This window comes from Clostridium drakei (assembly GCF_000633595.2).
GTDB classification, from domain to species: Bacteria; Bacillota; Clostridia; order Clostridiales; family Clostridiaceae; genus Clostridium_AM; species Clostridium_AM drakei.
This window is the reverse complement of sequence record NZ_JIBU02000038.1, coordinates 52,086-67,540: the sequence shown is the minus strand read 5'-3', so window position 1 is coordinate 67,540 and position 15,455 is coordinate 52,086. Positions and strand designations below refer to the sequence as shown.

At 28.6% G+C, this 15,455-nt stretch carries 14 protein-coding genes; 4 read left to right on the top strand and 10 right to left on the bottom strand.

Features of this window, described 5'->3' with window-relative positions; genetic code table 11:
- Positions 1-98 precede the first annotated feature (98 nt).
- The 6 genes from EG57_RS0218155 to EG57_RS0218130 all read right to left on the bottom strand — a co-directional run bounded on the left by EG57_RS0218155 (position 99) and on the right by EG57_RS0218130 (position 4,497).
- A complete protein-coding gene (locus EG57_RS0218155) occupies positions 99-956 on the bottom strand; it encodes a formate/nitrite transporter family protein (protein ID WP_032078559.1) in 858 nt (285 codons plus the stop codon).
- A 395-nt stretch (positions 957-1,351) separates the two neighbouring features.
- The gene (gene modA / locus EG57_RS0218150; protein WP_032078558.1) at positions 1,352-2,137 is read right to left on the bottom strand and encodes a molybdate ABC transporter substrate-binding protein; all 786 of its coding nucleotides are present in this window, start codon (positions 2,135-2,137) and stop codon (positions 1,352-1,354) included.
- 108 nt (positions 2,138-2,245) lie between these two features.
- A complete protein-coding gene (locus EG57_RS0218145) occupies positions 2,246-2,581 on the bottom strand; it encodes a winged helix-turn-helix domain-containing protein (protein ID WP_032078557.1) in 336 nt (111 codons plus the stop codon).
- Between the two features lie 7 nt (positions 2,582-2,588).
- Positions 2,589-2,855, bottom strand: coding sequence for a TlpA family protein disulfide reductase (locus EG57_RS0218140; RefSeq protein WP_032078556.1), 267 nt, complete (start codon positions 2,853-2,855; stop codon positions 2,589-2,591).
- Positions 2,856-2,889: 34 nt separating this feature from the next.
- Positions 2,890-3,078 (bottom strand): DUF6440 family protein, encoded by a 189-nt coding sequence (locus EG57_RS0218135; RefSeq protein ID WP_032078555.1) that lies wholly within the window; start codon positions 3,076-3,078, stop codon positions 2,890-2,892.
- Positions 3,079-3,255: 177 nt separating this feature from the next.
- Entirely contained in the window at positions 3,256-4,497 is a 1,242-nt protein-coding gene (locus EG57_RS0218130) for a dicarboxylate/amino acid:cation symporter (RefSeq protein ID WP_032078554.1), read from the bottom strand.
- Between the two features lie 147 nt (positions 4,498-4,644).
- Here EG57_RS0218130 and EG57_RS0218125 point away from each other — a divergent pair, with 147 nt between their 5' ends.
- The 4 genes from EG57_RS0218125 (at position 4,645) to EG57_RS0218110 (ending at position 9,629) form a co-directional block, all read left to right on the top strand.
- Entirely contained in the window at positions 4,645-5,511 is an 867-nt protein-coding gene (locus EG57_RS0218125) for an AraC family transcriptional regulator (protein ID WP_032078553.1), read from the top strand.
- A 196-nt stretch (positions 5,512-5,707) separates the two neighbouring features.
- Positions 5,708-6,676 (top strand): polysaccharide deacetylase family protein, encoded by a 969-nt coding sequence (locus EG57_RS0218120; protein WP_032078552.1) that lies wholly within the window; start codon positions 5,708-5,710, stop codon positions 6,674-6,676.
- A gap of 534 nt (positions 6,677-7,210) precedes the next feature.
- The gene (locus tag EG57_RS0218115; RefSeq protein WP_032078551.1) at positions 7,211-8,887 is read left to right on the top strand and encodes a M4 family metallopeptidase; all 1,677 of its coding nucleotides are present in this window, start codon (positions 7,211-7,213) and stop codon (positions 8,885-8,887) included.
- A gap of 175 nt (positions 8,888-9,062) precedes the next feature.
- Positions 9,063-9,629 carry a PepSY domain-containing protein gene (locus tag EG57_RS0218110; RefSeq protein ID WP_052038004.1) on the top strand — a complete coding sequence of 189 codons (567 nt, stop codon included), beginning with the start codon at positions 9,063-9,065 and terminating at the stop codon, positions 9,627-9,629.
- 73 nt (positions 9,630-9,702) lie between these two features.
- Here EG57_RS0218110 and EG57_RS0218105 read toward each other — a convergent pair whose 3' ends face one another.
- The 4 genes from EG57_RS0218105 to EG57_RS0218090 all read right to left on the bottom strand — a co-directional run bounded on the left by EG57_RS0218105 (position 9,703) and on the right by EG57_RS0218090 (position 15,410).
- Positions 9,703-10,743, bottom strand: a complete 1,041-nt coding sequence (locus EG57_RS0218105; protein ID WP_032078550.1) for a protein-glutamate methylesterase/protein-glutamine glutaminase — start codon at positions 10,741-10,743, stop codon at positions 9,703-9,705.
- Between the two features lie 6 nt (positions 10,744-10,749).
- Entirely contained in the window at positions 10,750-11,562 is an 813-nt protein-coding gene (locus tag EG57_RS0218100) for a CheR family methyltransferase (protein WP_032078549.1), read from the bottom strand.
- 81 nt (positions 11,563-11,643) lie between these two features.
- A complete protein-coding gene (locus EG57_RS0218095) occupies positions 11,644-14,829 on the bottom strand; it encodes a methyl-accepting chemotaxis protein (RefSeq protein WP_242859879.1) in 3,186 nt (1,061 codons plus the stop codon).
- A gap of 86 nt (positions 14,830-14,915) precedes the next feature.
- Positions 14,916-15,410: a chemotaxis protein CheW gene (locus EG57_RS0218090; RefSeq protein ID WP_032078547.1), complete on the bottom strand. Its 495-nt coding sequence runs from the start codon at positions 15,408-15,410 to the stop codon at positions 14,916-14,918.
- Positions 15,411-15,455: the final 45 nt, after the last annotated feature.

The window sequence follows — 15,455 nt, the reverse complement described above, 5'->3', positions numbered from 1 at the left end:
TGCCTAACGGCATGTTTTTTTGAGCAAAAAAGTTTTAAATTCCTACTAAATAAAAAAAGCCCATGAATTATATTTCATGAGCTGTTGCAAACTAAACTTTATTTACTTATACTGTTATTTGAAATTTCACTGCTTTTTCTTGCTGGAATATATTTATAAGCTAAATAATATGCAAGTCCAACTAATATTGAACCACCTACTATATTGCCAAGAGTAGCTGGTATTAAATTCTGAATCATATGTGGAACATCTATCATCTTATCAGGTGATATTCCAGAAGCTTTAACAAAAGCTGGATTAGATTTAGCAAATATACCCGCTGTTAAAAAGTACATATTAGCTACACAGTGCTCAAATCCGCAAGTAACAAATGTCATAATAGGAAACCATATTATTATTACTTTACTGACAACATCTTTAGCTGCAGAAGCTCCCCAAACAGCTAAGCATACTAAAAAATTACACATTATAGCGCTTGCAAAGGCTGTCCCAAAAGAAAGATTACCTTTTGTAGATGCAACCTTTATTACAACTCCACCTAGCTTACCTGAGTTTAAAGTAAATACACCTGCTTGAAATACTAAAAATGCTATTAAAACAGAACCAATAAAATTTCCTATATACACCACTACCCAATTTTTTAACATCTCTTTTATGTTTATTTTTCCATCTGCTAGTGGCACAACCATGAGGCAGTTTCCTGTAAATAATTCTGCTCCACAAATTACAACTAATATAAGTCCTACTGGAAATACCGCTCCTCCTACGAACTTGGATACTCCAACATTCGTTATACTGTGTGAAACTACCGAGGAAACAACTCCTCCAACAGCTATAAATGCCCCTGCCAAAATACCTAGTATCAATTGTTGTAAAGCTGTTAGTTTTGCTTTGCCACAACCACTACCTATAGAAGCATCACACAATTCTCCTGGTTTTAACATCATACTATCCATACAAATTCTCCTTTCATTATAGAAATCTTATATAATTATATGTCAATTTATAATGCACTAATTACAGATTTGTTTGAAAGTAATGTTAAAAATTTAACTTAACATGCTAAAATTAAGCATATTTAAATTATTTGACTGTTAATTTATAGGTACTTCAAATAATTTAAATACACTTTATATCCACATTGTTTTAATTTTTCCAATATGCCATATTGATTCAAGTATAACGTTTTCAAAAACTTATGTCAATTTATATTTTACATTTGTTAACATATAACATTAATTGAAATTATAAATCACATTATATATTTTTAAGCCAGTGTATTTGTACTACATTTAACAATTTTTATGTAAAAATTTACAAAAAACGTTCTACAAATTGTATTGCATTGTACTTATTTTACACTAACTTCAAATCCATATTTTTTAAAGGTTTCTTTTGAACTATCTGTAGTTAAATAATCCAAAAATTTCTTTGCAGCTTCTTTTTCTTTAGATGCTGTAACTATTGCTTCTGGATAAACTATTGGTTTGTGTGAACTTTCATCAATGGTTTCAGCTATTGTACTGTTTTTTAATACAGTAGCATCTGATTTGTATACAATACCTGCAGCTGCTTCTCCATTTTCTACATATTGTACTACTTGTTTAACATCCTTTGCATACACAACTTTATCTTTTACTTTATCCATTAAACTTAGTTTTTCTAAACTTTCTTTTCCATATTGCCCTGCTGGTACTACAGTAGGTTCACCCATTGCAATTTTAGAATTAATATTCGCAAGATCTGAAGTTGATTTTATTTTATCTTTATAATCCTTTGCTACTATTAATACTAATTTATTATTCAATAAATTTTTTCTACTACTCTTATCAATTAAATTTTCTTTTTCTAAATTATCCATTTGTTGTTTTCCTGCTGATATAAATACGTCTGCTGGTGCTCCTTGTTCTATTTGTTTTTGTAACGTTCCTGACGCTCCAAAATTAAAAGTAAGTTTCACATTATTATCTTTTTCAAATTTAGGTTGAATTTCTGTCAATGATTCCTTTAAGCTGGCAGCAGCCGAAATAGTGATATTTTTAGGACTTTGTTTTGAAGTTTCTGAATTTTTTTGGGAACATCCAGAAAAAATTAAGGTAGCAGCCAAAACACTTAGAACTAATAAATTTTTTTTCAATACAATCCCCTCCTAAAATTTTTAAATCAAAAATCGTTATACTATTTAAAGTATAACGATTTTTTTTACTATTGTAAATAATATTTTAACCATTTATTAACTTATACGCTAATTATTTTTAAAATATTTGGAAAAAATATTTTGCAAAGCTTCATTACATTCATCTAAAAATTCATTATATGTTTTAATAAATTCCTCGGCTTCTGGAGTAAGTATAGAACCTCCTCCTTTATTTCCCCCTGATTTACTTACTAAAAGTTCAAATCCTAACCTTTTACCTGCATTTTTAATCAGGTTATGAGCTTTATTATAGGACATCCCCATGCTTTTAGCGGCCTTTGCTAGAGAACCTGCCTTTTTTACTCCTATTAAAAGATTATATACACCTTTTCCAAAAGTTCTTCCATCATCCTGCAGCCAAATTTTATATTTAAGTTTCACCATTAATTTTTCACCTCAAACTACAAGCCTCTTCAAATACCTCTCGAACAATATCTTTAGAAGGTACCCCTTCATGTATCTTAACTCCATCAACATAATAGGTAGGTACATAATAATAATCATATTGTTTAGAAATATCTGGTTCACGTTCTTCATCTACTATTTTTACTTCAATGTCCTCATATTTAGGATTTTCTTTTTTTACCTCTTCCATAAAAGAAAATGCTTGCTTACAATATGGACACCACGAGGTTATAAACATTATTACAGTTTTCATTTGTTTTTATCACCTAACCTTCATAAGAAAAAACTTACTTATCACATTTAGTAATTACTGGTTTCCCGTTTTCATCCAATAGTACTGTTAAACCACCTGCATATCCTGCAAAAGAAAATAAATAATTCACACCAGTTTGCTTATCTCTAATAATTTTATTTCCTTCCAAATTTCCCTCAGAATAAACTACTTCAAATCTTTTATTTTTATCATCTTCCAGCATATCATTTTACCTAAATTATTTAATATTAAACTTCAAATGCTATTATTTGATTATTAAACAATTAGGATTTTCACTTCCTTTCTCAATACTATATTTTAAAATCATGAATTGTACTATTTTACAGTTACCTTTTCTTAAATTTTATCACAAAAATACTAAGTTTACATCCCTTGAAAATTATTCAACCTGTTTTTTTCCTTCTACAATTCTTGTTACCATCATAGCACATACTGTATTCCCAGTAGAATTCAACATGGTTGCAGGTGCATCTATGATAGTACTTATAACAGCAATTATAGGTAGAAATTCTGCTGGAAAGCCATACACACTTAAAATCAGCATTTCACCAATCATTCCACCACTAGGAATGGCAGCCATTACAGCACCTACTAAAAATGCTATCAGTATTATGCAAACTATAGTTAATACACTTGTCATGTCCTTTCCAAACAAACCAAATAAAAAAACTATTTTCATAATACCGCCAAATACTGATCCATCTTTGTGTATAGTAGCTCCTAATGGAATTACCGTTTCGGCTATATCTCTTGGCACCCCCATTTTTTTTGTAGTTTCTAAATTAACAGGAATGCAAGCAGCACTTGAACATGTAGCTAAAGCAGTTACTGTTGGTGTTAAAGCATTTTTCCAAAAGGTTCTTATTCCATCTTTACCATTAGCTAAAAAAGCATAAAAAGTAAAAAATCCAAAATAGTAAACCACTGAAAGAATTATATAAAGAATAAATACTCTTAAATATCCTTGTAATATCTGAGGTCCTAATTCACCTATTACAGCAGCAAAATAACATCCTAATCCTATAGGTGCATAATACATTATAATTTTTACCATTTTCATAACTACTTTTGAAGCTGAATCCAAAAATTTAGCAACAGGTTGTGCCTTTTCTCCAAGCATTGTTGTAGAAATACCAAAAAGTATTGAAAAAACAATAATTTGCAGCATATTATTTTTAGAAAATAGTCCTACAAAATCTGGTACTGTAAAAGTATTTACAATCTGTTGTAAAATTCCTAGATGCTTAACTTTTTCTGAAGGATTAGTATTTTCTGTTACAATCTTTTTTATAACAGAATAATCTATTCCTTTAGTGGGATTCATTATTAAAGCGCCTATAAAAGCAATTATTGCTGCTATAAGAGCTGTACTTAGAAACACTATAACTATTGCCCCCATAATTTTACCAAGTCTTTTCATTCCATTCATATTGGATATAGCTGAAGAAACACTCAAAAATACTAGTGGTACTATTATCATAAACATTAAATTTAAAAATAAATCCCCAAAAGGTTTGAGCACCAATGCTTTTGTTCCAAAAATAATGCCTACGATACCTCCTAAAATTATAGATCCTAATAATATCACAGAATCCTTATAGTTTTTAAAAAATGTCTTCATTAATTTATCCCCCCATTATTATATTAAAATTTTCATCTTATTATTTATTATATGATAAACTTTTACTATATTTCTTGCTAAAAATGCTTGAAACATTGCAAAAAATGCTGTACCATATTGAGTGAAACTTAATATAGGAGTATTACTATGCTAGACAATGAATCTTTAAAAATAAAAAGAGGCTATCTAAAAAAAGATTTTCAAATTTTTCATTTGAAAGATAAAAAAGATACACAATTTCAATTTCATTATCATAATTTTAATAAATTGGTAATTTTCATATCAGGAAACGTAACTTATCTAATAGAAGGAAAAGCTTATAAATTAAAACCCTTTGACATATTACTTATAAACAACAATGATATACACAAAGCTGTAATAGATCCTGATAATGTTTATGAACGTATAATCATTTGGGTAAATTCAGACTTTTTAATAAAACACAATAATGGTTGCAATTTGCTAACTTGTTTCGAACTTGCTTCAAAACAAAACTTTAACTTACTAAGATTAGATGATGAGTGGATATCAAATATAAAAGATTTACTTTTTAAACTTGAAGCAGCTTCTAATGATAAAGATTTTGCATGTGAAATACTAAAATCTTCTCTATTTTTAGAATTTATGGTTTATATTAATAGACTATTTCTTGGAAACCAAAATATTAAGGAATTATCCGATATTGAATATGATAAAAATATTACTTCGATTTTAAATTATATAAATGAAAATTTATCTGAGGATTTATCTATAAATACACTTTCCTCTAAATTTTACATGAGCAAATATCATCTTATGCATAAATTTAAAATACAAACTGGATATACAATCCACAGCTATATACTTCACAAAAGACTTATTATGTCTAATTCGCTGATAAAAGCCGGAAAAAGCATAACTGATGCTTGTATTGAATGTGGTTTTAATGATTATTCCAATTTCGTCAGAGCCTTTAAAAAAACATTTGGCCTATCTCCAAAAAATTATTGTAAAATGCTGTCTGAAATTAAATAAAAAGAACATTTTACAAAATCTTAATATAAAAAACTTGTTTTTGCGTTAAATATTGTAGTTTTAGCTTGTACAATTTTGTATAATAGAGGTAGTGGTATGAATTTAAACTCAAAACTTTTCAAATTTGCCACAAAGGAAGTTAAACTAAATCAGATTTATGTTTATTTAATTAAGAATGGATAGGAGATATAGGAAAATGACAAGAAAAAAAAATCGTATTAAGTTTATGCGAAACAGCGCTCTAATTTTATTACTGCTAATTGGTATTTTTACCTTATCATATAAGAGTTATAATTATTTCTATGGCTCTAAAGTAGAAGCTAATAAAGCAATATCAACTAACAAAACCCCTGAAGCTAAAGATGATAAAAATCAATCTACTAAAAAAGATGATAAAGATTCTAAAGCTAAGGATCAAGATAAAAATAAAGATAATAGTAAGGATGATAACAAACATAATGTATCTAATGATGGAAAAAAATATACTTATGATGCTCAAAAAGTAAAAGACATATTAGATGGTAAAGGAGAAAAGGATGGAAAAAAAATAGCGTTTCTCACTTTTGATGATGGTCCATCTACTACTGTAACTCCTAAAATATTAAATACTCTTAAAAACTATGATGTTAAAGCAACCTTTTGTTTAATGGGACACAATGTAGATGCAGATGAAAGAAGTAAGGAACTAGTACGTGAGATATTTGAAAGCGGACATGCTATTGGAAATCACACTTATACTCATAGTATGAAAAAACTATATCCTGGTAATAAACTTGATGTGAATCGCTATATGGATGAAGTTGAACAAGATAATAACGCCATAAGAAATATTCTTGGAAAAGATTTTAATACAAGAGTAATAAGAATGCCTGGTGGATACATGTCAAGACAATATTACCATGATCCTAATTTAGAAGAGTTTAATGCAAGATTAAAAGAAAAAGACATGTACAGTATAGATTGGAATGCTTATGACTTTGATGCTGAAGGTAAAAGAAAAAATGCAGCTCAACTTTTAGAACATGTAAAAGAAAGTGTAGGATCACAAGAAAAAGTAGTTATACTAATGCATGATACTTATGGCAAAGAAGAAACAGCTAAAGCATTACCACAAATTATAGAATATCTTAAAGGACAAGGATATGAATTTAGGACAATCTCCTAAATATCTACAACAATAAATATTTAACATTAGTTTTATTATTGGACAATTGTTTCCAAGTATCTATTATTCCTTAATGAGGAGGCTGTTTAAATTACTTAAAACAGTCTCTTTTATTTTTTACAATACAAATTCAATTACACTTTTTAAATCCACATCCATATTTTCTATTAAAAATTTAAATGCATTTCCTTTAGGTATATTTGATACCATTATATCCATTTTATTAATGCTGTGACTTTTATTATTTAAATATTCTATAATTATTATAAAACATAATTGTTACAGTTCTGTTACAACATTATTTAAATTTTCATTTAATTAAAAATTACCAAAAAAATTTTTTTCAATAATTTATTTTATTAAATTATGTTTAATGTATTATTTTTTTTATGTAAAACAGAAAAACTAATTACATATTTTTCCAATTCGGTTTTTTACATGTTTGCTTTTTATTTTATAAAACTTTATAATATAACCACTCCAAAAATACATTTTTTGGTAATATTTTTTTATATAAGCTAGGGGGATTTTATTATGAAAAAAACCGTGTTATCAATTGTATTAACAGCAGCACTTGTATCTACTTCATGTTGTTTTAGTAATGTATTTGCAAAGGAACAACCAAATAGCAACGCTACTATGACTCAAACCTTAAACAGTAAAACCTATCAAAATTCTGTTTCAACTCCTTATCAAGATAAAAAAAGTAATATATTCATTACAAGTAAATCATCTGATAAAATATCAACCACTGAAAAAGACATTCTTTCATATCTTGAAAAAAATAAATCATTGTTCACGAATGTAAATGGTACAAATAATTTTAAAATAATTTCTATAAAAAAGGATGATCTAGGTTATACCCAAGTTAAAGTGGCTCAATCCATAAATAGCATTCCTATAAGGGGAAGCGAAATTATATTACACTTAGATAAAGATGGCTCTATAAAAAATATAATAGGATCTGTTAATAAGAATTATAATCAAACAAAAATGGCAAGAGAAAACGCTCTTTCTATTACACCAGAAGAAGCAATTAATATTGCAAAAAAACAATTTAATTATAATAACTTAAATAATACTCCTAAAGCTAATCAACAAATTATAATTAAAAATGGTTCACCAATCTTAGTGTATAGTGTAAATATATACTATACAGATCCTGAAATAGGTAATTGGGATGTGTTATTAGATGCTTCTAATGGAAGTATAATTAAAAAAGTTAATAATATAAGATATGATGGTGCTGCAAAAGGTACAGGAACCGCTGTAGATAAAAGTACTAAGGATCTTAATCTATATAAATCTAAAACTTCTTACCAAATGATAGATACTACAAAACCAATGAATGGACAAATAAAAACTTATACTGCTAATAATAGAAAAGTTCAACCTGGTACCATGGTAAGTAACAACACTAATAAATTCGATACTGAAAATTTTAAGGCATCAGTTAGTGCTCATTATTATGCTGGTGTAGTTTATGATTTTTATAAAAATTTATTTAATAGAAATAGCATAGATGGTAATGGCATGAGTATAATTTCTACAACTCATTATGGCAGAAACTATGATAATGCTTTCTGGGACGGATATCAAATGGTTTATGGTGATGGTGATGGTCGTGATTTCACCTATTTTAGTGGGGATTTAGATGTAGTAGCTCATGAATTAACTCATGGAGTAACTACAAATTCTGCAAATTTAGATTACTCTGATCAATCTGGTGCTTTAAATGAATCATTTTCAGATATTTTTGGAGTTTTAATTCAAAGTTATGACAATTGTAACGTAAGAGATGGTGGAACATGGAAATTTGATTCTAAAGATTGGGTAGTTGGTGATGGTATTTGTCTTCCAACTGGTTCTTATACTGCGCTTAGAAGTCTTGCTGATCCAAAAATTTATGACCAGCCAGATAATATGAACGATTATGTTAATACTTCAAACGATAACGGTGGAGTTCACACAAATAGTGGAATTCCTAACAAAGCAGCATTTCTAATTGCTAAAAATATAGGTTGTGAAAAAACAGCTCGTATTTATTACAGAGCACTTACTGAATATCTAACTAATAATTCAGATTTTTTAGCAACAAGAAACGCATTAATATCATCAGCCTCTGATTTAAAGTATAGTTCTTCTGATGTAACAGCTATAAAGAATGCTTTTGATTCTGTTGGAATTACTGATAGTTCAAATTTACAATAGTTAATCAAATTTAACATGTATTGTAATTAAAATTTTTAAGTATCTGATGAAATTTTTCTTCGTTAAATATTTAAATAATATTTAACTCATCAGGTACTTAAAATCCTCCTTACAAAGTCACAAAACCCCACTTTTCTATTGGTTATTTAATAGATTTTAGTAAAGGAGATAGAAAATGAAAAAATCAACTTCATATCAAGATAAAAAAGATAATATATTTATACAAGAAAACTCATTAAAAAAATTTCAAATAACACAAAAAAGTATAGAATCATATTTAAATGAAAATAAATCGCTACTTTGCAACACAAATAACTTAGGTAATTTTAAAATAGTATCTATAAGAAAGGATACCCTGGGTTATACGAAGATTAAAGCAGTTCAAACAATAAATAATATTCCCATTAGAGGAAGTGAACTAATAGTACATTTAAATGAAGATGGTACTATAAAAAATATAATAGGCTCCATTAATAAGTGTTTTAAACCTTATGATAAAACAATACAAAAAAATATTACACAAGATGAAGCAATATATATTGCTAAAAAACAATTTAATTATACATTTTTACAAAAGCCTCCAAAAATAATTGAACAATTTATTATTAAAAATGGATTACCTTTTTTGATATATAGTGTAACTATATATTACACAGAACCTGAAGCTGGAAACTGGGATGTGTTAATAAACTCTTCCACTGGAAAAGTCATTGCAAATATAGATAATATAAAATATGATTGAAATTAAAATTATAAGAATGCAAATAACACCTAATTATTATAAAAATAAGTTAAGTGTTATTTTTTATATGCTTTCAGACGTTACTTCTATTTAGAAATGGACCTAATGAACCTGCTATATTTTCAATTGAAACTTGCTTTTGTACAGCTCCTATATCATACGCTACCTTTGGCATTCCATATACTACACAAGATTCTTCATTTTGACCTATAGTAATCGCTCCTCTTTTTTTCATAGAAAGCAATCCTTTTGCTCCATCATATCCCATACCCGTAAGTATAATACCTATGGCATTTTTTCCTGCTTCCTTTGCCACTGATTCAAAAAGTACATCTACAGCTGGGCAATGTCCATTAACCTTTTCACCTTTAAAACATTTTACATAATAATAAGTTCCTCTTTTTTCTAAAGACATATGATATTCTCCAGGTGCTATTAATGCAAGTCCATTGTAAAGTCTATCACCATTTTTGGCTTCCCTTACTTCCATAGCACATGAATTGTTAAGCCTTTCAGCATACATTCTTGTAAAAACTGGAGGCATATGCTGAACCACAACTATAGGTGGTATATTTTTGGGAAGCATTTTTAAAATAGTAGCTACAGCTTCTGTACCTCCTGTAGATGAACCTATAGCAATAATTTTATTTGAAATATTACTACCTATAACACTATTGGAAAATCTTTCATCATTTTTTTTCTTCCAATGTGCTACTTTTGCTACAGAAGCTATTTTAATTTTTGTAACTAATTCCTTAATAAACCCTTCAAGTCCATTAACACTTCTTCCATCTGGTTTAGTAACAAAGTCTACAGCTCCTGCATTTAAAGCATCAAATACATTGCTGCTTACTGCGCTAACCACTACAACTGGAAGTGGATATTGAGGCATCAACCTCTTTAAAAATTCTATGCCATTCATTTTAGGCATTTCTACATCTAAGGTAATAACATCTGGTTCATATTCGATTATCTTGTCTCTTGCATCAAATGGATCTGAAGCTGTACCAACAACCTCTATTCCCATATCTTTTGCAATACCTTTAGCTACAGTTTCCCTGAATATAAGAGAATCATCCACCACCAGCACTCTTACCTTTTTACTCTTATACATACTGATCTATCCTTTCCGATAAATTCCAGGCATTATATATCTATAATCGGTTTCATCCCTACTAATAGATTCTGAATGTCCTATAAAAATATATCCTCCTGGCTCTGTCATTTTATAGAATTTATTTACCAATTCCATCTTTGTTTTAGCATCAAAATAAATCATTACATTTCTGCAAAATATAACATGAAATTTTTTCTTAAAGGGAAAGACTTCATCCATAAGATTAAAAACTCTAAAAATAACTTCTTTCTTCAATTTATCTGAAACTTTGTAATTATCATTATCAATTTTACTAAAATAATTTAGTTTCCAATTAGCCGGAATTCTTTCTATAGATTCCTTTGAATAAATACCTCTCTCTCCTGTATGAAGAACATTTACAGAAATATCTGTAGCTAAAACTTTTTTATCCCAAACTCCTTTATTTCCTTGGAAATAATCTTGTAGTATCATAGCCAATGTATATGGTTCTTCTCCAGAAGAACATCCAGCACTCCATATTCTTAAATCTCCATCTTTTACTTTTCCCTCTAAATAAGGCAAAATTTCATTTTTAAAGTATTCAAAATGAGCAGCCTCCCTCATAAAAAAAGTATGATTTGTTGTTAACTTATTAATTAGAAGTGTCAATTCGTTTTTTGACATATCACTAAATAAGAAATTCAAATAATCTCTAAAATTTTTAAAACCTTTTTCTATTAATATATTATTTAATCTTCCCTCTATTAAAATTTTCTTTTTACTAAGATTTATACCATAATTGCTTTTTAAATACTCTGTTAATTCCTTAAATTCATCCTGTTTTATATGAATCATACTCTCACCTCTAAGCTATAAAAAGGCTATTGTATTGATTTTAGAAACACGCAATAGCCTTTTATAATATTTTTACATAAATTAATATTTACCAAATTCACTATCACTAAGAGCTATTTTAGGTTTGTTAGAGGTTACTGCTGCTTCTGCATATGAATAGTCTACATCATCCATATAATTTCCATTATTTTTATATTTATTCTTTTCATATGTTGAATTCTTAACCGAAGTACTATTAAGCCTAAACTTACTTACCATTTCTTTTAATATCTGAGATTGACTTGAAAGTTCCTCGCTAGCTGCTGCACTTTCCTCTGCTGTAGCAGAATTTGTTTGTACAACCTGTGATACTTGCTCAACCCCCTTATTTATTTGTGCAATGGCTGCTGCCTGTTCATTAGAAGCTGATGCTATTTCACCTACAAAATTAGCTGATTTTGCTACCCCCTCAACAATTTCATTGAGAGCTTTAGCTGTAGCATTAGCTATTTCTGTACCAGCTTCTACCTTGATAATAGAGCCTTCTATAAGTCCTGTTGTTTCTTTAGCTGCATTAGCACTTCTTGCTGCCAAATTTCTAACTTCTTCTGCTACTACTGCAAAGCCTTTACCATGCTGTCCTGCCCTTGCTGCTTCTACTGCTGCATTTAAAGCAAGTATATTGGTTTGAAAAGCTATTTCATCTATTACCTTGATAATCTTGGAAATATTTGAAGATGATTCGTTAATTTCCTGCATAGATTTAAGCATTTCACCCATGTGTTCATTACCCTGTTTTGCATTTTCCTTTGCTTTAAGTGCTAATTCATTTGCCTGATTTGCATTAACTGCATTTTCTTTTGTTTGTGCTGCTACTTCATTAATAGATACTGTCAATTCTTCAACAGAACTAGCCTGCTCTGTAGCTCCTTGAGATAATGCCTGACTTCCATCGGATACCTGTCTTGATCCTGAAGCAACCTCAGTTGCTGAATTATTAATTTCATTTAATACATCATTAAAGAAACTAATTGTAAAGTTCAATGAATCCTTCATTTTAGCATATTCACCCTTATAGTCTTCATTCATCTTAAATGTCAAATCACCTTCCGCCATTTTCTGCATTATATTTGAAGCTTCTTCTATTGGTTTAACTACTGCATCCATAGTTTTATTGATTCCTTGAATAACTTCTCTATAGCCGCCTTTAAATTTATCTGCGTTTCCTCTTATACTTAAATTTCCATTTACAGCTGCGTCAACAAGTACACTGGATTCATTAATTAATTCCTGTATTGTTTCCATCATTGTTATTATTGCAGGAAGCAATCTATCATTTTCAGATCTTCTTCCTAATTTACGCAATTCTTCTAAACTTGATGTGTTACCATTAGAGATATCTATAAATAGAGCTTGAATACTTGAAAGCCTTTGATGTACATTTTCTATAGCATCTGAAAATTCTTTAAGCATGCCTTTGTAGTTTCCACTCATTTGTACACTTAAGTCATTTAAAGACATCCTATTCAAAACTTTATTAGCTTCATTTAAAGGAGCATTCAACTCATCTATAAGTTTGTTTATCTGATCAACTATTGTTTTGTTATTTCCTTTGAATTTTGTTGAATCTCCTCGAACATCTAGCTTACCTTCAATAGCATTATTAGTTAACATTTGAACTTCAAGGAATAAATTTTTATTCGTTTCCATCATCTCTATTAATGCTGGAAGCAACTGATCATTTTCACATCTTCTTCCCACGCGTTTCATTTCTTCTAATTGACTAATATCTCCTCTTGAAGTGTCATTAAAAGCTCTCTGTATTACCAATAACCTTTTGTGTAAATCATTAATGGAATTAGCATAGCTATTAAAATCGCCTTTATAATTTTTAGTCATATTAATTGTGTAATCATTAAGAGAAAACTTTTCTAAAACCATCATCGAATCATTAATAGGTTCTGCAATTGCTTCAAGCGTTTTATTGAAACCTTCTACTAATTCTTTATATCCCCCTTGGAATTTTCCAGCATTTGCTCTTGAACTCAAGCTTCCATTTATAGCATTATTAGAAAGAGTAACTGTTTCATCTATTAATTCCTGTATTGACTCCATAACAGCTATGGCTGCTGGCATTAACTTATCATTTTCAGATCTTCTGCCTATTCGTTTAAACTCATCTAATCTGCTTATATCACCTTTTGAAATTTTAATAAAAATATCTTCAGCATTGAGCAGATTTCTTTGTACAGTATTAATTGAGTTGGCAAACTTTATAAATTCTCCCTTTTGATTTGCATCCATTTTTACAGTAAAATCATTTACTGACATTTTACCTAAAACTGCATTTGCTTCATTCAATGGTTCTATTACTGAATCAAGAGTACTATTGAAGCCTTCTACTATTTTACGATAATCTCCATTATGCTTATTTGCATCTACTCTTGTATTAAGTTTACCATCTACTGCTGCTGCCGCAAGCATATTAGAATCTGTTATTAAATTTTTCAATGCTTGCACAATTTTTTGAAATGCTTGTACAAGAATTCCAACTTCATCTTTACTATCAATATTTAAATCAACATTAAGATTTCCAGAAGAAATATTATTTGCTGCATCCAATATTTTATTTAGAGGCTTGCTAATCATCTTTGAAACAAATAAACCTATTAATATAGACATAACTACTGCCAATAATACTATTCCAAACATTAACAGTTCTGCTCTGCTTCCATTATTTAAATTCATCTTATTTCTATCATCAGCTTGCTTATTATTAAGATCAAAAGCTTTTGTAATAGAGGCATCAAGCTCGCTTGTTATAGTACTACCATCACCATTCATTAACGCTAAAGCACTATCCAATTGATTTGATTGTATCAAATTAATAATCTTATCTTTTAACGCTCCATATTTACTAACATCAGATTTTAATACTTTATAATTTTGATCTTCTTCATTGGAAGATATATATTTGTCATATTCACTTAAATTATTATTTAAATCTTTATATAAATCATTTATTGTATTAACATATTGAGATTTATCCTGTGATTTACTTAATGCCATATCTCTTAAATTATTACGCACTTTTAAAAAATCTGCTTCTACTTTATATATAGGAGTTAATGGTGCTATATTTTCTTTATATATTAACTTGCTTAAATTATTAATTTTATTGATATATAAAAATCCTACTGATCCAATAAGTAAACCACCAATTACTGCTATAGCAGTAATTGAAATAATAATTTTTTTAGAAATTTTCAAATTGTAAAACCATTTCATAGCATTCATCCCTTTCTAAATTAAGTCACTTATTTTGTTTAATTAGGTAGAATTTCAGCAAATTCTACCTAAATCTAATAGTCATTTTATAACACTTCTTTAATAGCATCCATTTCATCATCATTTAAAACTTTTTGACAATCCAATAGAAGTTTAACTTCATTTCCTACTTTACCTATTCCTTTTACATATCTATTATGAAATCCTGTTTTTAAATCTGGTGGTGGAACAATATTTTCTTCTTCTATTGTAAGTACTTCTGAAACATTATCCACTATCAATCCTATAGAAATTTCTTCAACATCAATTACTATTATACATGTCCTATCATTATATTCTTTTGGTTCTTTTTTAAACCTTAATCTTACATCCATCACAGGTATAATCTTACCCCTAAGATTTATTATACCTTTTACATAGTCAGGAAGTTCTGGCACCTCTGTTATTTCTTGTATGCCGATTATTTCCTTAACATACTTAATTTCTATGCCATAGCTTTCTTTTCCAACTGAAAATGTTAAAAATCTTCCCTTTTGAGTATCTTCTGCCAATTCTGTTGTTTCATCAATTATTTCTGCCATTTAATGCACCTTCCTTCAATTTAAATTTAATAAAAACATGATTTA

Bases quoted from the DNA above. Each gene is read 5' to 3' on its own strand.
- EG57_RS0218155 (WP_032078559.1), bottom strand. From the start codon at position 956: ATGGATAGTATGATGTTAAAACCAGGAGAATTGTGTGATGCTTCTATA.
- EG57_RS0218145 (WP_032078557.1), bottom strand. From the start codon at position 2,581: ATGGTGAAACTTAAATATAAAATTTGGCTGCAGGATGATGGAAGAACT.
- EG57_RS0218140 (WP_032078556.1), bottom strand. From the start codon at position 2,855: ATGAAAACTGTAATAATGTTTATAACCTCGTGGTGTCCATATTGTAAG.
- EG57_RS0218135 (WP_032078555.1), bottom strand. From the start codon at position 3,078: ATGCTGGAAGATGATAAAAATAAAAGATTTGAAGTAGTTTATTCTGAG.
- EG57_RS0218130 (WP_032078554.1), bottom strand. From the start codon at position 4,497: ATGAAGACATTTTTTAAAAACTATAAGGATTCTGTGATATTATTAGGA.
- EG57_RS0218125 (WP_032078553.1), top strand. From the start codon at position 4,645: ATGCTAGACAATGAATCTTTAAAAATAAAAAGAGGCTATCTAAAAAAA.
- EG57_RS0218120 (WP_032078552.1), top strand. From the start codon at position 5,708: ATGACAAGAAAAAAAAATCGTATTAAGTTTATGCGAAACAGCGCTCTA.
- EG57_RS0218115 (WP_032078551.1), top strand. From the start codon at position 7,211: ATGAAAAAAACCGTGTTATCAATTGTATTAACAGCAGCACTTGTATCT.
- EG57_RS0218110 (WP_052038004.1), top strand. From the start codon at position 9,063: ATGAAAAAATCAACTTCATATCAAGATAAAAAAGATAATATATTTATA.
- EG57_RS0218105 (WP_032078550.1), bottom strand. From the start codon at position 10,743: ATGTATAAGAGTAAAAAGGTAAGAGTGCTGGTGGTGGATGATTCTCTT.
- EG57_RS0218100 (WP_032078549.1), bottom strand. From the start codon at position 11,562: ATGATTCATATAAAACAGGATGAATTTAAGGAATTAACAGAGTATTTA.
- EG57_RS0218095 (WP_242859879.1), bottom strand. From the start codon at position 14,829: ATGAAATGGTTTTACAATTTGAAAATTTCTAAAAAAATTATTATTTCA.
- EG57_RS0218090 (WP_032078547.1), bottom strand. From the start codon at position 15,410: ATGGCAGAAATAATTGATGAAACAACAGAATTGGCAGAAGATACTCAA.